Below are 16,370 nucleotides of genomic sequence, written 5' to 3' on the forward strand. Positions count from 1 at the left end.
GCTATCATCGTCGTTCGATTGCTGAAACTACCATGTTCCGCTTTAAGACTATTTTTGGGGGCAATCTCAGTGCACGTCAATTTGACAATCAAGCCGTGGAATTGTTCATCAAATGTGTTGCGCTCAACCGCATGATTCAGATCGCTAAACCCGATAGCTACAAAGTCGAAGCTTAATACCCGGACGACCTCAAGGTGAGCCTGATCATCCTTCTAATCATGCAACAAAGCCGAATAGAAGCCCAAAAGCCACTGATAACAAGGATGATAGAAAATGTTAAGAAGCTCTCAAATAACCTTTAGAGGGCTGGGATACTACGTTAACGTTAAGTTCAGGTTATGTATACAAGGTGATCGCCCCTCTTTGGTTTCAGAGTATCGCGTCTAGGCCAGGGAATGGTGGAAATCGGCGACACGGTAACGCTTCGTAATGGCACAATAGGTCGGTACGTTTTGAGCGATCGCCATGTCCCCGTCGCTTACTCCAGTTCCGAATCATCGTCCTGATATTGGTTTTATTCCCTCGCCAGCGGAGGTGGTACAGGTGATGCTGGACTTGGCGCAGATCCAGCCCGATGATGTGCTGTACGATTTGGGGTGTGGGGATGGACGAATTGCGATCGCCGCTGCTCAACAGTTTGGCATTCGAGCCGTTGGGATTGATATTGATCCGATGCGGGTTCAAGATGCGCAAGCCTTAGCGGAGCGGGCGGGAGTGGGCGATCGCACCTCGTTCTTCCAGGGCGATCTCTTTACCAGCAATGTCCAGGAGGCAACAATAGTAACGCTCTATCTTTTGCCCCATCTCAACCGCCGATTACTGCCCCATCTCCGCCAGCAGCTTAAACCAGGAAGCCGCATCATTTCCCACGATTTTGATATCGATGACGAGTGGGAACCGCAGCAATCAGTGCGCTTGCAGAATGAGGAAGAATCGACAGTGTTTTGCTGGACGATCCCCACGGCCTAATTTATAGCGCTAGCCATATCGGTTAGGACATTTTGGTGGGGCGGCTTCGCCGCCCCACCAAAATGTCCATGTCCTAAGCTAGCTGGCAACAGCTATAATTCATGATCAATTCCAGATGGCTAGGGGCGGTTTTTACCTTTACTCTTGGCATCGGCCGAGGGCAATCGGCTAGACCCGCCCGTACAAATAATGGGTGTTCAGGCGGATTTGATATTAGAACTGGCCGGAAGGCACCAAGCGCACTAGCAAGGAAAAAACGCCAAATCCCAGGAGCAATACGCCACTTGCAGGCGTAATCCATCCCGACCAACGCCTCAGTTCCAGCAGCTTCTTAATGCTTGCAGTAAAAATTCCGGCGAGGACGAGGGGAGCCACGTATCCCACGGTGTAGCTGAGAAGCAATACCCCTCCCAATAGGGGATCGCCTGTTGCGGTAATCCAGCCTAAAATTGACGCTAAAACGGGAGTACTGCACGGCGATGCCACCAGCCCAAAGGTAAGACCCAGTAAGTACGATCGCACCCCCGTCGGCAATTCTTTGGAAATCCAATCCGTCCCCCCAAACGAAGGCAATGGCAACGGAATCGCTTCCAGGAGATGCAGACCCATGATGATCGCGATCGCACTCACCACAATCGGCAAGCCAATGCCAATCTGTCCATACACTCGCCCGACTAGCGCCGCCACAATCCCCAATCCCGCCAGGGTTGTTGCCAACCCCAAGGCAAACCAAGTTGACTGGGCGATCGCCTGCCCTCGACTCTGGGCTTCATAGCCGCCAATATAGCCCACGGTAATCGGCAGCATCGAAAGCATACAGGGAGTCAAACTCGTAAGCAAACCTGCCAGCAAAATCACCCCCACACTCAACGGCGTTAAATGGGTAAGCTGATCCGCCACCAGCGTATCCGAAAAATTCTGTAGAGAGAAAAGCCATTTTTGGAGAAAATCGACCATAAATCCGTGAAATAACGGTATAAAATTAAACCTTCTCTAAGTAATGCTGAAACTATTCAATGGGTGCATCTTTGTTTCGATCATATCGCCACCTGCTGAGTGGCAGGCCTAAATTCGTGGGATTGTAGGGGCGGATAGCGCTGGTTTCATCTCACGGTTTACGTCAATCAACATGTCAGCATCTACCTATCATCTCCTACCTCACTTTCATGACCTACACTCTCAGGATTGTCGATCTCCCGACGAGCGAACGTCCGCGCGAACGGCTGATGAGCCAAGGCGTTCAGCAATTATCGACAGCAGAGCTACTAGCCATTCTACTCGGCACCGGGCAGGGTAAAGGAAACCTTTCGGCAGTTGGCCTAGGTCAATTCATCTTGCGGCATCTCGAAGCCCATCAGCGCGATCCCCTCACCGTGCTTCGAGACATCAACGCCCAAGAGTTAATGCAGATCAAAGGAATTGGTGAAGCCAAAGCCTGTACCATTCTGGCCGCTATTGAACTAGGCAAGCGGGTTTTGCACAGTGGCGTGGGCGATCGCCCGGTCATTGATCATCCATCCGTTGCGGCGAATATTCTCAGCCCTGATCTAATGTGGCAAGCTCAGGAACGCTTTGCGGTCGTGCTTTTGGATGTTAAGCATCGCGTGATCGGTACACAAGTGATCACCATTGGTACAGCCACCGAAACCCTCGCCCATCCCCGTGATATTTTCCGAGAGGCGATTCGTCAAGGAGCCACTCGCTTGATCATTGCCCACAATCATCCCTCTGGCAGCGTCGATCCAAGCCCGGAGGATATCGCTCTCACTCGTCAACTCCTGGCGGGCGCGGATTTGCTCAACATTCCAATTTTGGATCATTTGATTTTAGGCAATGGCAACTTTGCCAGTCTCCGCCAAATTACCTCCCTCTGGGATGAGTGTCCTCAAGGGGACGAATAGCGCGATCGCACACTCCCCGACCATTCAATCACGAAGCACTAACGTCATGCCTGAGCGTAATGCAGTTCATCATAGTTTCGATCTTTCTGGAGATAGGCTTCACCGAACCCACCCATAAGGCCGATTAATGTAGCGCTTAAGGCTATGGTTTGCTAACTCAGGCTGTCTTGACACTATTGAGTCCCTTGAAGGAGCTATTTTGAACACAATGATTCTGAAGCGAGAGTGGTTCTCCAATGTGAGAGCGGACATATTAGCCGGAGCGGTGGTTGGATTAGCGCTCATTCCAGAAGCGATCGCTTTTTCAATTATTGCTGGGATTGATCCGAAAGTTGGCCTCTTCGCCTCGTTTACTATGGCTGTCACAATCGCCTTCTTGGGTGGCCGTCCTGGTTCTATTTCGGCAGCGACTGGGGCCATGGCCTTGCTCATGGTTGACTTGGTGAAGGGGCACGGCTTGCAGTATCTCCTCGCAGCTACACTGCTCACGGGTGTATTCCAGATCATCTTGGGTGCGCTGAACGTAGGTCGCTAGATGAGATACGTACCGCGTGCAGTCATGCTGGGCTCCATCAATGCGCTTGTCATCCTCATCTTCCTAGCGCAAATTCCCCACTTGACCAACGTACCGTTCGCCTTTTATCCCGTTGCGGCCCTCTCCTTAGCAATCATCTACATTCTTCCGCGATTTACTAATGGTATTCCGTCCTCGTTGGTGGCGATCGCTGTTATGACGGCAGCGGCGATCGCTCTCAAGTTGGACATTCCCACCGTCGGTGATATGGGCGAGTTGCCTTCGTCCTTACCTATTTTTGCGTTACCGCAAGTCCCGTTTAATTTAGAAACCCTGCGGATCATTGTCCCCTACCCGGTCACGATGGCGATCGTTGGATTGTTGGCCTCTTTCTTAACGGCATCCCTTGTGGATGAAATGACCGACACCCCCAGCGATAAAAACCGGGAAGCCAACGGGCAAGGCATCGCCAACTTGGTTACTGGATTGTTTGGGGGCATGGCTGGATGCGGCATGATCGGTCAGACCGTTATTAACGTAAAGTCCGGTGGACGGGGACGTTTATCCACCTTCTGTGCCGGAATCTTTCTGCTCTTTGCGATTCTGGTTCTGAGCCCGTGGGTGCGCCAAATGCCGATGGCAACCCTGGCTGCCGTGATGATTATGGTCTCCATTGGAACCTTCCGCTGGTCGTCGTTTCAAGCGATTTCCCGCACACCGCGCAACGAAACCGTGGTGATGCTGGCCACTATGACGGTGACTGTGATTACCCATAACTTTGCCCTGGGCGTGATTGTGGGCATCGTCATGAGCACCGTCTTTTTCTCCCGCCGCATTGCGAATCGGGTATTTGTGGACAAAGCGCTTAGTGCTGACGGTCGCCACTGCACTTACAGCGTTGTCGGCCAAATCTTCTTCCTGTCAGTAGACGAGTTTTTAAGTGCGTTCGACTTCGGAGAACTTGTTGACAGCGTTACCGTAGACTTGACCCACGCCCATATCTGGGATCAAGAGGCCGTTGTTGCGATCGACAAAATGGTGTTTAAGTTCCGTCGTAATGGTATCAATGTCAATCTCATTGGGATGAACCATGCCAGTGCGTCTTTGATCGACAAACTTGCACTCCACAAACAACCGGAAGCAGTCGGCTAGGTTGACCTTGGCACTACCTCACAAACTCTGTCTTAACTATTCATACAAGACAGAGTTTTTTGCTCTAGAGAGTCTCTTATCTACTTCATCACAATGCCTGAACGGGCAGTGAGTTTTAGTGCGATCGCCCCTTGATTCACCGATATCTCTCCTGCGCCGTACACAATCTTCTGCTCTAGTTCAGGAAATTTAGCCAAATCCAGGGTAATCTGTGCAGATTTCATGCCGACGTTAACCGCAACGATTAAGGTTTGATCGATGTGCGATCGCGCAAAGGCATAGACTTCTCCCTCGGCATAGATAACCCGGTAAGTGCCAATCCGCAGCGCTGTGTAGGCATGGCGCAACGCAATTAACTCACCATGGTAGGCCAATACGTCTAAGTTCCATTCTGACTCCGGCGGAAAACTGCGCCGACAGTCGGGATCCCGTCCACCGACCAAACCCACCTCGTCCCCGTAGTAGATGCTGGGCGCACCCGGAAAGGTCATGAGGAGCAAGGTCGCCAGTTTAACGCTATCCCGATCTTGGTTCGCAATCGTGATCAATCGTGCCGTGTCGTGACTGTCCAATAGGTTGAGTTGCGTGAGTTGAATCTCCCATGGATAGAGTTGCAACAACGCTTGTATTTTGTGAGCATAGCCTTCCGCATTCAAGGCCGGATAGGGTTCGTAGGACATATTCTCGACATACTCGATCTGGACGCGATCGCCCGCTGTGAACGCAATCGTAGGTGCGGTAAATAGATAGTTCATCACCCCATCAAACTGGGTGCCATCAAGCCACTGCCGCGAATCCGTCCAGACTTCGCCAACAATGTAGGCATCAGGATTAACTGCTTTGGTGCGATCGCGAAATTCCTGCCAAAACCCCGGCGTTTCAATTTCAAACGGGACATCCAGACGCCATCCATCAATACCCTGGTGCAACCAATATTCAGCAATCTGCATGATGTACTCACGGACGGCTGGATTATCGTGGTTGAAGGTCGGTAAGGCTCGATTGTTCACCCAGCTTGCGTAATTTGCAGGCAGCGAACCGTCGTAAGCCGAGAGCGGCCACCCCTCAATTTTGAACCAATCAACCCACGGCGAATGGGGGCCATTTTCCAACACATCGTTGAAGAAGAAGAACCCCCGGCTGGCATGATTGAACACCCCATCCAACACAACTCGGATCCCCTGCTGATGAGCTGCTTCTAGCAGTTGCATGAGTGCCCGATTTCCTCCCAGCATTGGGTCCACTTGGTAGTAGTCATGGGTGTGGTATCGATGGTTGCTTGCCGACTGGAAGATTGGCGTGAAGTAGATGGCAGTAATCCCTAAGTCGGTTAAGTAGTCGAGTTTATCGATCACGCCCCACAGGTTCCCCCCCTTATACCCCTGTGGAGTTGGCGGCAGTGCCCACGCTTCAAAGCGTGCAGAGCGTAACCACAACGGCTGGGTTTGCACATTTTGAGCAAAGCGATCGGGAAAGATTTGGTAAAAGACGGCATGTTTAACCCAATCCGGGGTTTGGATATTCATACAAGATGCAGCGCAGAAGAGAAGTGGTCGCTGTCATCCTACCAAACCCCAAACCTCTGGCTATGCATCGCTGGGCATAGGCTCACCCCACAAAAACGGGTGGGAGACGTGATCTCTCTCACCCGAGGCGTTAGGCATCATAGATGCTGCTACATCCGTAAGCAGTTTTAAGCCTAACGTCCTACGCCAATATAATGAAAACCCGCCTTACTCAGGGTTTCGGGGTCTAGGAAATTGCGACCATCAATAAGGACAGGATGCGCCATTAGAGACGCCATCTTTTCAAAGTTCAAGGTTTTAAACTGTCCCCACTCCGTTACCAGTACCAGGGCATCGCAGCCATCGGCCAATCGCTCAGCGTCCGTTTCTACCAGTACATTGGACAATCCATCCCGCATCCCGCTTTGGGACACGATGGGATCATAGGCTTTGACCTTGGCACCCAAGCGGGCAAGTTGCTCAATGAGGGTCAGTGCTGGCGCATCCCGCATATCGTCCGTGTCGGGTTTGAAGGTCAGGCCCAGCAGCCCAATCACCTTACCCTTGAGAATTTTGAGCGACTGCTGAAGCTTCTCCAGCACAATCAACCGCTGGCGCTCATTGACCTCTACTACCGCTTTTAGCAGTTGGGCTTCATAGCCATAATCTCCAGCGGTGTGAACCAGAGCCGCCACATCTTTCGGGAAGCACGACCCACCCCAACCTAGACCTGCCTGTAAAAACTTTCCGCCGATCCGAGAGTCTAGGCCAATTCCCTGAGCGACTTGGGTAACGTCTGCTCCAACGCGATCGCAAATGTTGGCAATTTCGTTGATGAAACTAATTTTGGTAGCCAAGAAGGAGTTGGCCGCATATTTCACCATCTCTGCCGAGTTCAAGTCGGTCATGACTACAGGCACAGGGGGCAAGGACGAATCGTCTGCATATTCACGCTTCACGATGGGTTCGTACAAATCCTTCATCATGGCGATCGCCTTTTCACTGGTGCTTCCTAACACGATGCGATCGGGGTTAAAGGTATCGTACACTGCCGACCCTTCGCGCAAGAATTCTGGATTGCTGACCACGTCAAAGTTAGCGGCGATCGCGTCCTTCGAGACTCCGTTATTCCGCTCTGCAATGTCATCCAGCACAATCATGCGAACCCAATCGCCCGATCCAATGGGCACAGTGGACTTGTTGACGATGACTTTGTACTCATCTCCCTCTAGGTGAGCACCAATTCCGCGAGCAACAGCCTCCACATAGCGTGTATCGCTCTCGCCCGTCGGTAGCGGCGGCGTGCCCACTGCAATAAATAAAATTTCGCCGTGTTTAACGCCAGCCGCCAAGTCACTAGTGAACTGAATGCGATTGGCTTGGATGCTGCTCTGCATTAACTCAGATAGGCCAGGCTCAAAAATCGGCGATTGACCCGACTGCATGAGCTTGACTTTTTCCTCGTTATTGTCAACGCAAATGACGTCATGCCCAACATGGGCCAAGCATACGCCTGTTACTAAACCAACATACCCTGTTCCAATCACACAAACCCGCATAATAGTTCCTCTCTTAAATGTTAAAAATCAAGAGTACAGATATTCAAAGTCAAATACGCCTTCTGGTCTGAATAACGCTTTAGTAATTCCATCTCAACCACTCTGTAACTGTATACTGTGAGCGATCATCGCCCTAGTACTATCAAACCCTTAATCCTTCAGGCTTGCACCTGATTAAGCAAATATCTAGAACGTAGACTCGAATCACGCCTGCTAAAGATGCATTGGAGAGAAGAGGCGATCCTATAGAGCGATCACTGCTACTGCTGAACACTCCCGACTTGGTTCCTAAACTTACTGAGAACATTCCCAAACGGGCTGTCACACTCTCCATTGTTTCTGTGCTAGACTAAGCTAGACACAGCAGAGCTAGGTAGAACTGAGTCTTTTTTCTCAACACGTTCCCGAAAATCTTGAATTGTCATGGCTAACCCATCTTGTAATGGAATAGTCGGCGACCAATCCAGCCAAGTTTTCGCACGGGTGATATCTGGCTTACGACGACGGGGATCATCCTGAGGTAACGGTTCAAAATTAATCGGAACGCCAGGATTAATCGTCTCTTGAATCGTTTTTGCAAGCTGCAGAATTGTATACTCTTCCGGGTTACCGAGGTTTACAGGCCCTGTATGGTCCCCATTCATCAGGCGGATTAATCCCTCAACCAGATCGGAAACGTAGCAAAAACTGCGCGTCTGGGAACCGTCTCCGTACACCGTGAGCGGCTCTCCTCGAAGAGCCTGAACTACAAAGTTACTGACCACGCGACCATCATTTTCAAGCATGCGCGGCCCATAGGTGTTAAAGATCCGAGCGACCCGAATTTGAACACCATTTTGGCGGTAGTAATCAAAGGCTAAGGTTTCCGCAACGCGCTTACCTTCGTCGTAGCAACTCCGAATCCCAATCGTATTCACATTGCCACGATAGTCCTCAGTTTGAGGATGTATTTCTGGATCACCATAGACTTCCGATGTGGATGCTAAGAGAAACCGCGCCTTCACTCGCTTCGCCAACCCCAGCATATGCAGCGTACCCATCACGTTTGTCTTGATGGTTTTTACTGGATTGTACTGATAATGAACCGGAGATGCAGGGCATGCCAGGTGATAAATCTGATCGACTTCCAAGCGAATCGGCTCCGTAATATCATGGCGGATTAACTCAAAATAGGGATGCCCTAGCCATTTCAAAAGATTCCGCTTGTGTCCAGTATAAAAATTGTCTAAACAGATTACTTCGTGACCTTCACCCATGAGGCGATCGATCAAATGGGATCCGATGAATCCCGCTCCACCCGTTACTAGAATGCGCATAAGATTTATCCTACAAACAAATACTCAAAATCTGAGGTCATTGGTTAAATGAGTTGGTGTGACACGCACTCTACTTAACCAACGACCACCCATAACTGAGACCCACGTTTATCCTTAAAACCACATTACCTACTCACCAACGCTTCATACGTGTTGAATTTATGAAATCCTAAACCGTGATATGAATTTTTTCTAAGAAGGATATAGAGGCGGCGGCTCAGTGCACCTGATATTGGAAATACAAGATGTTCAGTATGGGCGCTAACTCCGATTCACCAAGGCTCAAACCCAGAAGGCTTAAAGATTTCCTACCACTTGCGGAGATTTCGAAATTTCCTAGCGTAGAATGGAAGCCCTACTCTGCCAGTCATCGTGTCTATATCCCTCGCCATTAGCCTGTTTGGAGACTTTTATCTAGCGGCTAATGAACACCCCATGACTGGGTTGAATTCCGAGCGGCTCCAGGCATTGTTGGCGTTTATCCTGCTCCATCGCGATGCGCCTCAAGCTCGACAGCAAGTTGCCGTTCAGCTTTGGCCTGAAGCGAATGATGCCGATGCGAAGGCAAACTTACGCCGCCGCCGCCATGAATTGAAGCACGCTATTCCCAACGTTGATCGGTGGTTTCGGGTCGAGACGAAAACGATTCAGTGGAGTAGTGACGAACATTGTTACTTGGACATAGAGCAGTTTGAGACGGCGATCACTCTTGCGGAGCAGTCCTTCGCAACTCCGGGTACAGACGCCCAACCTGCTTTGGAACAAGCGGCAAAAGTTTACGCTGGAGATTTACTTCCAAGCTGTTATGACGACTGGATTGTGCCCTACCGAGACCATCTGCGACAACAGGCGATCGCCGGATTGGATCAACTGATTACCCTACGCATGACCAGTGGCGATCGCCGTCTTGCAATTGGATACGCACAACAACTTCAGCGCATTGATCCCCTCTATGAGCCTGCCTACGCTCATCTGATGCGCCTCCATGCCCAAGAGGGCGATCGCGCCAGTGCGCTGCGAGTCTATCACCAATGCATGACCACGCTCCAGGTGGAATTGGGCGTGAATCCCAGTCCCACCACTACGTGCAAGCTGTATGAAGATCTGCTCATCCTAGACGAGACTCTATCCCCGCCAACCTGTACCGCCAGCGAACCCGTCCAAGCTCCCGATCTGTCCCGCACAGGCTCCCTTCCCCCGATCAGGTCTGGGTTCCCGTCTACGTCCGTGCCCTTAGTGGGTCGTGAGCGAGAATAGAGTACCATTCAGAATTGGCGATCGCACTGTTTAGAGCAGGAGTATCCTGAGCTTTTACTGCTTCTTGGCGAATCGGGAATTGGTAAAACCCGACTGTTAGAGGAACTGGCAAATACACTGCAAAACAGCGGCGGCTACGTGCTTTGGGGACGCGGATTCGAGGCAGAAATGCTCCGCCCCTATGGGGTCTGGGTGGACAGCTTTCAGGCGATCGGGGCAACCGCGTTTCTCGATGAGATGAAATCCTTGGTGCTGAATGCGAAGTCCGCAGCGGATTTGAACCGGGGGCGCTTATTTGATCTCGCAGTCCAGTTCATCAGACCGTTAGCAAATACTGCTCCCGTGCTTGGGGTGTTAGATGATCTTCAGTGGATTGATGAGACGTCCATCGCCTTTTTTCACTATGCGATGCGACTGCTGAGACCTCCCGTTCCCGTCTGGTTTGCCTGTGCGGCTCGCAAGCGAGATCTTGAGGATAATCTACCCGCTGATCAACTGATTCAAACCCTGCATCGAGAACGCCACCTTTATACTGCGGATCTGTTTCCCCTGGATCAGGCCGAAACCCTAGCGCTTGCCCAGACAATTGGGAGCACGATGGATGGCGATCGCCTGTTTACAAGCAATGGTGGTAATCCGCTCTTTGCCTTGGAACTCCTCCGCGCCCAAGTGACCGGAGATAGTGCGGCTCCCGACACCCTAGAAATGTTGATTCAAGGACGGTTGCGCCAGCTAGACGATGCCCCACGAGGTCTGTATTATACGGCGGCTAAAGCCGCACGAGTCGCTTTTCCGCCCCGCGCTAAAGCGACGGGGCTACCAAGCTCCCGTTTTCTCTCGTGTTGGGTGCTGTCCTCTCCGGGAATGCGACATAATGAAGAACTGATTAATAAATAGCGTCACGCGACGCTTTAATCCAAGCCTGCGAGGAATGACGGGATAGTATGACCCAAACAATTGCCTATTTAGGGCCACCGGGAACCTATGGCGAGGCTGCTGCCTTGGCATGGTCGGATTGGTGGGCAACCCATCACGGTGAAAATAGTCAACGGTGTCCCTATCCCAGCATTTTTCAAACGCTAAAGGCGTTAGCCAGCGGCGAAACCGATTTGGCGATCGCCCCGGTGGAAAATTCTATCCAGGGAAGCGTCACCATGACGATGGATGCATTGTGGCAGATGGATAGGCTACAAATTCAGAAAGCGCTGGTGTTGCCGATTTCCCATGCGTTCATTTCCCACGCCCAATCGTTTTCCCAAATCCGAGAGGTGTATTCCCATCCCCAGGCGTTGGCGCAGTGCCAGGAATGGTTAGAGCGAAATGTGCCGAATGCGCAACTGATTCCCACCAATTCCACAACGGAATCGCTTCAGCATATTGATGAGGCAGGTACGATGGCGGCGATCGCCTCTCGTCGAGCGGCAGATTTATATCAGCTTCCGGTGTTGGCGCACCCCATTAACGACCGCCCGGATAACTGCACCCGCTTCTGGGTGTTAAGCCGTCAACCGTCGCCGGGGGGAACCCATACATCGCTGGCGTTCGATCTGCCGTCGAATTCTCCGGGAGCGTTGTTGAAAGCTCTACAAATTCTTGCTGATCGCAATATCAACATGAGCCGGATTGAGTCTCGTCCGACCAAGCGATCGCTCGGTGAATATCTTTTCTTTATTGACTTCGAGGCCGATAGTCACAGCACATCGGCGCAAACGGCCTTAGAAGAATTGAAAAATTGTACGGAAACCTTGAAGATTTTTGGGAGCTATTCGGTACTGGAAGTGTAGACTCGTCGCTCCATCGTCCTTATGCCTCTGAGGCAACCAAAATGTCTCCAGAAATCTTATGAGCTGAACAGGGAAATCTCGTCTACACTGATCAACTAAACCGACGCTGCTATTGCTTTAGAGTGCAAATGCGTAGTCATCCTCCTCAAGTTCCCAGCTACTACGGCTCATCTTCTTCGTTGCGAGCTTCGCGACGCACGCCGCGTCATCGGGTTCGGTGGGTTTGGTTGGTGCTTGCCCTGAATACGGGGTGCCTGATTTTGGGTGTGGATGCGTTGCGGCGACAGTCCGTTCCCCAACCTGTATCAACGTCCGACTGGCGATCGCCCCTGTTGGCAAGTGCGGCGATGCTGATCCCGTCCTCCTATGCTGCGCCTGCTCCATCCCCGTCGGCTTCTCTATCGTTAGAATCCTTGTCTACGTTGCCCTTGCCATCGGCTGAGTCATCGTCTGGGGCTGAGGCTGAAGCATCAACGGGCGATCGCATTTTTCTGAGCTATGGGGAATGGCTAGAGGTTTTGAAGCAAGAGGCAGACGCGATCGCGATCTCCAAGCCTAAAAAACTGGCAATTTTGGCGGGGGATTCCATCAGCCTCTGGTTCCCTCCCGACCTGTTACCGGGCGATCGCACTTGGCTCAATCAAGGCATTTCCGGGGAAACATCAGCGGGATTGCTGAAGCGGCTATCACTGTTTGAGGCGACCCAACCAGACACCGTGTTTTTGATGATCGGGATTAACGATCTGATCAAGGGCTATTCCACAGACACGGTGTTTGCCAATCAGGAATTGATTATTGAAGACTTGCTGGAACAACACCCTGATACACAGATCGTGATTCAGTCGGTGTTGCCCCATGCGGGTGAGGCAGCAACTTGGGAAGGGCGCGATCGCCTGCTCAAAATCTCCAATGATGATATCCGCGCCTTGAACGAACGATTGTCTGGATTGAGCGATCGCCACGACCAAGTAAAGTACCTGGACTTATTTTCCGATTTTGCCGACAGTGACGGCAATTTACGGATGGAGTTGTCCACGGACGGGCTGCATCTCAACGAAAAGGGCTACCAACTCTGGCGGCAAGTATTGCAAGCCTATAGTCTCACCGCAGAGCATGACCTTGTAGAGAATCAATAGGTCATCCCTCTGAAATCGATCCATGTTTTGGTAGCCTATGGGTAGGGCATTCTGCGATTTACCGCGCCGTACTCATTACATAGTAAGCATGGATACCAAAGCATTTAAGCGATCGCTCAATCAATCAGAAAAGTATCACCGTAAAGGGTTTGGACATGACGCCGAAGCGTCCGGCGCGATGCAGTCTGAATATCAAAGCGATTTGATTCAGCAAATTCGTGAGAATGGGTACACGCTGGCTCGCGGCGATGTCACCATCCGCTTGGCAGAGGCGTTTGGCTTCTGCTGGGGCGTGGAACGGGCGGTGGCAATGGCCTACGAAACCCGCCAACATTTCCCCACTGAGCGTATTTGGATCACCAACGAGATCATCCATAATCCGTCAGTCAACCAGCGCTTGCGAGATATGAACATTGGCTTCATTCCGGTTGAGGCTGGCGAGAAAGATTTTTCCGTAGTGGGCGATCGCGATGTAGTGATTCTGCCTGCCTTCGGAGCCAGCGTCCAGGAAATGCAGCTCCTCAACGACAAAGGCTGCACGATTGTCGATACCACCTGTCCGTGGGTGTCCAAAGTGTGGAACACCGTCGAAAAACATAAGAAGTATCAGTACACCTCCATCATTCACGGCAAGTACAAACACGAAGAAACCGTTGCAACCAGTTCCTTTGCCGGAACCTATCTGGTGGTGCTGAACCTGGCTGAGGCTCAGTATGTGAGTGACTACATCCTCAATGAACCGAAGACGGAAGCGGAACGGCAGCAGCGGCGGGAGGAATTTTTTGCCAAATTCAAACGCGCCCACTCCGAAGGCTTTGATCCCGATCGCGACTTAGAGCGGATCGGCATCGCCAACCAAACCACCATGCTCAAGGGTGAAACGGAGCAGATCGGCAAACTGTTTGAGCGGACGATGCTACAAAAGTACGGCCCTGCGGAACTGAACGAGCATTTTCTCGCGTTCAACACCATCTGCGACGCCACCCAGGAACGCCAAGATGCGATGTTCCAACTGGTCGAGGAACCCTTGGATCTCATGCTTGTGATTGGGGGATATAACTCGTCGAATACCACCCACCTGCAAGAAATTGCTGTAGAGCGGGACATTCCGTCGTATCACATCGATAGTGGCGATCGCATCAAATCGACGAATCAGATTGAACACAAGCCCTTGCATGGTGATCTAGAAGTCCAGGAAAACTGGCTCCCAGACGGCAAAGTCACTGTAGGGATCACCTCTGGAGCATCTACCCCCGACAAAGTTGTAGCAGACGTAATTGAAAAAATCTTTGCGCTGAAAAGTCCGGCTCTAGTCTAAGCCTGGATACCCTCCCGTTGGGAATGATGGCTCGTCAAGAGATAAGATGAATGTAGCGTCTTAGGTTAGCGAGCGAGATCGGTATGCTGCGTAAAATTCCGTTGGGTGATGTTGGGTTATGGGTTGGTGGCGTGCTGACCATTGGCGGATTTGTCGCCTACTTTTCCAATAACCCAACGCTGAACCTGGCAGGATTTTTCTACGGAATTCCGCTCCTACTGGGGGGGCTTGCGTTGAAAGCCTCAGAACTCAAGCCTGTGCAGTATTCTCAGCCTCCAAGCGCAGATGTACTTGCCCTCCGCGACGCCCAAGCCACCGATACCCAAAACCAAATTCGTAAAGACGTGACCCGTTTCCGCTACGGTCAGGAAGCCCACTTGGACAGTTCGTTGGAAGCGCTGGGCTTGAGTCCTACCGACGAGGAACGTCCCGTTCTAGACGGCATCCGCGAAGTCTCAACCGATGGGGCGTATACGCTGGTTTTAGAATTTGACTCACCGCTCATCTCCTTTGAAACCTGGAAAGATAAGCGGGAAAAACTAGAACGATTTTTTGGCCCTGGCATTCGGGTAACGGTTGCACAACCTGCGGAAGATCGGGTGGAAGTGGCTCTGATTTCGGCGGAACCAGAGAAGGTGGCGTAGATGGCGGAGCCGTCGGGACGATATGATCCGGCGCATTTGCCCGACTGGTGGCGCGAAATTGATAACGCCCACCGCAACAATATTTTGTGTCATTGCCGAGAGTGCGATCGCCAGTGGGTGGATTCTACGTTTGATGCGGCCTGTCAGTGCGGTAGTCGGAACGTGGAGCGGATTTCTTGCTGGCAGTTTCCCGATGATTAGGGGTTTTGAAATTGGCTTAATAACCACGCACCCACCTGAGACTGATCCGTGTCGCGGCTGTGGCATAGGGCTTCTTCGAGCTGGGCGATCGCCAATCCGGGCAACACGTTGGATTCCTGAATGCGTTTACTGCCCTGATCGGCGATCGCATAGGCAAACACTCGAGTATTCTGCACGTCCAGCACCTAATACTCCGACACGCCTAACTCTTCATATAAAGCACGTTTGATACCGATATCGTCTAAAGATGATGTTCGGGCAATCTCGATGACTAAGGTAGGCGCGGGGTACTGATCCAGATTGATGATACCCGTACCCGCAGGAATGGCTTGAGCGCGATCGCCCAGATAATACGCCACATCAGGTTGACATTCTCGAATCCCGGTTTTCCGAAAGGTGGGGTATCTAATCCGGTTGCGGGAATGCCTCGAAGCGCTGCAAATAGGTTGACCGCAAAGATAATCGCCACATGATCCTTACCGTGATCAACACTGACAGGTAGCATCTCAAGCCTCATGTATCCCTGATAGTAGTAGCCCTTTGATAGTAGTAGCCCTTTGCATGTTTGCAGGCTTCGTCCTCAATCGTGCGAGTAAACTCATCCCACGATGACAAAACCCAGGTATCGGTGCGAACTGTGGTTTGGAGATCGCTCATGGATGCCCTCCGATAGCGATGATCTCAAGTTCTCGATATCCCGTGGCTGGATCGAGCGTCCGGTCAAAGCGCACGTCAGACAGCGTACCGAGAATAATTTCGGCTGTGGTGTAAATCAGGCAGCCATCCAGCACGTGCCCGCCGAGGCAGCGTCCCGTGGAATCCGCTAATCCAATATGCAAATGCACCCCCGCTCCTGAAACGGTTCCGACCAGGGAGATGATTTCAAAACGTTCCTTTAAAACCGTAGCGTTGGATTGTCCCGCAAACCGGAGGGTCGCTTGGGATAGACTGCCGACACAGGTTGCGACATAGGCAGCACTTAAGGCGCGATCGCTCGCTACCGCCATCAGCGATCGCCGGAGGTCAGCATTTGGAGAAAGTCGAAGGGCGATCGCGTGTGCCATGAAACTCCTGTTGGTCAGCTATTGATCAACCTACAACCATTCTATGAGTT

At 51.6% G+C, this 16,370-nt stretch carries 15 protein-coding genes and 2 pseudogenes; 11 read left to right on the plus strand and 6 right to left on the minus strand.

The features are described 5' to 3' along the window. The coding region (locus tag IGR76_07710) for an IS5/IS1182 family transposase (GenBank protein MBF2078396.1) at positions 1-176 on the plus strand (176 nt) is incomplete at its 5' end. Between the two features lie 289 nt (positions 177-465). Then, entirely contained in the window at positions 466-969 is a 504-nt protein-coding gene (locus IGR76_07715; protein MBF2078397.1) for a methyltransferase domain-containing protein, read from the plus strand. 213 nt (positions 970-1,182) lie between these two features. On the opposite strand, the gene IGR76_07720 is transcribed toward IGR76_07715, so the two are convergent. Beyond that, positions 1,183-1,926, minus strand: a complete 744-nt coding sequence (locus tag IGR76_07720) for a sulfite exporter TauE/SafE family protein (GenBank protein MBF2078398.1) — start codon at positions 1,924-1,926, stop codon at positions 1,183-1,185. Between the two features lie 209 nt (positions 1,927-2,135). Here IGR76_07720 and radC point away from each other — a divergent pair, with 209 nt between their 5' ends. Both radC and IGR76_07730 read left to right on the plus strand, forming a co-directional pair. Then, positions 2,136-2,870, plus strand: coding sequence for a DNA repair protein RadC (gene radC / locus IGR76_07725; GenBank protein MBF2078399.1), 735 nt, complete (start codon positions 2,136-2,138; stop codon positions 2,868-2,870). A gap of 208 nt (positions 2,871-3,078) precedes the next feature. Then, positions 3,079-4,536: pseudogene (locus IGR76_07730) on the plus strand (SulP family inorganic anion transporter). Between the two features lie 80 nt (positions 4,537-4,616). Here IGR76_07730 and IGR76_07735 read toward each other — a convergent pair. From IGR76_07735 to IGR76_07745, 3 genes are all read right to left on the minus strand, one after another. Then, complete coding sequence (locus IGR76_07735) at positions 4,617-6,062, minus strand: glycoside hydrolase family 13 protein (protein MBF2078400.1); 1,446 nt, start codon at positions 6,060-6,062, stop codon at positions 4,617-4,619. Between the two features lie 173 nt (positions 6,063-6,235). Beyond that, entirely contained in the window at positions 6,236-7,600 is a 1,365-nt protein-coding gene (locus tag IGR76_07740; protein MBF2078401.1) for a UDP-glucose/GDP-mannose dehydrogenase family protein, read from the minus strand. A 344-nt stretch (positions 7,601-7,944) separates the two neighbouring features. Further along, positions 7,945-8,916 carry an SDR family oxidoreductase gene (locus IGR76_07745; GenBank protein ID MBF2078402.1) on the minus strand — a complete coding sequence of 324 codons (972 nt, stop codon included), beginning with the start codon at positions 8,914-8,916 and terminating at the stop codon, positions 7,945-7,947. 372 nt (positions 8,917-9,288) lie between these two features. Here IGR76_07745 and IGR76_07750 point away from each other — a divergent pair, with 372 nt between their 5' ends. The 7 genes from IGR76_07750 to IGR76_07780 all read left to right on the plus strand — a co-directional run bounded on the left by IGR76_07750 (position 9,289) and on the right by IGR76_07780 (position 15,256). Then, on the plus strand, positions 9,289-10,173 hold the full coding sequence (locus tag IGR76_07750) for a hypothetical protein (GenBank protein ID MBF2078403.1): 885 nt from the start codon (positions 9,289-9,291) through the stop codon (positions 10,171-10,173). 6 nt (positions 10,174-10,179) lie between these two features. Continuing rightward, positions 10,180-11,070: an ATP-binding protein gene (locus tag IGR76_07755; protein ID MBF2078404.1), complete on the plus strand. Its 891-nt coding sequence runs from the start codon at positions 10,180-10,182 to the stop codon at positions 11,068-11,070. A 47-nt stretch (positions 11,071-11,117) separates the two neighbouring features. Continuing rightward, positions 11,118-11,957, plus strand: a complete 840-nt coding sequence (gene pheA / locus IGR76_07760; GenBank protein ID MBF2078405.1) for a prephenate dehydratase — start codon at positions 11,118-11,120, stop codon at positions 11,955-11,957. 347 nt (positions 11,958-12,304) lie between these two features. After that, positions 12,305-13,093, plus strand: coding sequence for a lysophospholipase (locus IGR76_07765; GenBank protein MBF2078406.1), 789 nt, complete (start codon positions 12,305-12,307; stop codon positions 13,091-13,093). 88 nt (positions 13,094-13,181) lie between these two features. Continuing rightward, the gene (locus tag IGR76_07770) at positions 13,182-14,411 is read left to right on the plus strand and encodes a 4-hydroxy-3-methylbut-2-enyl diphosphate reductase (GenBank protein MBF2078407.1); all 1,230 of its coding nucleotides are present in this window, start codon (positions 13,182-13,184) and stop codon (positions 14,409-14,411) included. 83 nt (positions 14,412-14,494) lie between these two features. After that, positions 14,495-15,055: a DUF2854 domain-containing protein gene (locus IGR76_07775; protein MBF2078408.1), complete on the plus strand. Its 561-nt coding sequence runs from the start codon at positions 14,495-14,497 to the stop codon at positions 15,053-15,055. Beyond that, a complete protein-coding gene (locus IGR76_07780) occupies positions 15,056-15,256 on the plus strand; it encodes a hypothetical protein (GenBank protein ID MBF2078409.1) in 201 nt (66 codons plus the stop codon). On the opposite strand, the pseudogene IGR76_07785 reads toward IGR76_07780, so the two are convergent. Next, positions 15,253-15,913 (minus strand): annotated as a pseudogene (locus tag IGR76_07785) (Uma2 family endonuclease). The gene IGR76_07780 and the pseudogene IGR76_07785 sit on opposite strands and share 4 nt — an antisense overlap. Beyond that, positions 15,910-16,320 (minus strand): DNA-binding protein, encoded by a 411-nt coding sequence (locus IGR76_07790; protein MBF2078410.1) that lies wholly within the window; start codon positions 16,318-16,320, stop codon positions 15,910-15,912. The pseudogene IGR76_07785 and the gene IGR76_07790 overlap by 4 nt, the downstream one beginning before the upstream one ends. Positions 16,321-16,370: the final 50 nt, after the last annotated feature.

It is taken from the genome of Synechococcales cyanobacterium T60_A2020_003, assembly GCA_015272205.1.
Taxonomy (GTDB): domain Bacteria; phylum Cyanobacteriota; class Cyanobacteriia; order RECH01; family RECH01; genus JACYMB01.

What these genes read in the sequence shown, in the direction of transcription:
- IGR76_07715 (MBF2078397.1), top strand. Translation starts at nt 466, where the DNA reads ATGTCCCCGTCGCTTACTCCAGTTCCGAATCATCGTCCTGATATTGGT.
- IGR76_07740 (MBF2078401.1), bottom strand. Translation starts at nt 7,600, where the DNA reads ATGCGGGTTTGTGTGATTGGAACAGGGTATGTTGGTTTAGTAACAGGC.
- pheA (MBF2078405.1), top strand. Translation starts at nt 11,118, where the DNA reads ATGACCCAAACAATTGCCTATTTAGGGCCACCGGGAACCTATGGCGAG.
- IGR76_07720 (MBF2078398.1), bottom strand. Translation starts at nt 1,926, where the DNA reads ATGGTCGATTTTCTCCAAAAATGGCTTTTCTCTCTACAGAATTTTTCG.
- IGR76_07790 (MBF2078410.1), bottom strand. Translation starts at nt 16,320, where the DNA reads ATGGCACACGCGATCGCCCTTCGACTTTCTCCAAATGCTGACCTCCGG.
- IGR76_07780 (MBF2078409.1), top strand. Translation starts at nt 15,056, where the DNA reads ATGGCGGAGCCGTCGGGACGATATGATCCGGCGCATTTGCCCGACTGG.
- IGR76_07775 (MBF2078408.1), top strand. Translation starts at nt 14,495, where the DNA reads ATGCTGCGTAAAATTCCGTTGGGTGATGTTGGGTTATGGGTTGGTGGC.
- IGR76_07735 (MBF2078400.1), bottom strand. Translation starts at nt 6,062, where the DNA reads ATGAATATCCAAACCCCGGATTGGGTTAAACATGCCGTCTTTTACCAA.
- IGR76_07770 (MBF2078407.1), top strand. Translation starts at nt 13,182, where the DNA reads ATGGATACCAAAGCATTTAAGCGATCGCTCAATCAATCAGAAAAGTAT.
- IGR76_07745 (MBF2078402.1), bottom strand. Translation starts at nt 8,916, where the DNA reads ATGCGCATTCTAGTAACGGGTGGAGCGGGATTCATCGGATCCCATTTG.
- IGR76_07765 (MBF2078406.1), top strand. Translation starts at nt 12,305, where the DNA reads ATGCTGATCCCGTCCTCCTATGCTGCGCCTGCTCCATCCCCGTCGGCT.
- radC (MBF2078399.1), top strand. Translation starts at nt 2,136, where the DNA reads ATGACCTACACTCTCAGGATTGTCGATCTCCCGACGAGCGAACGTCCG.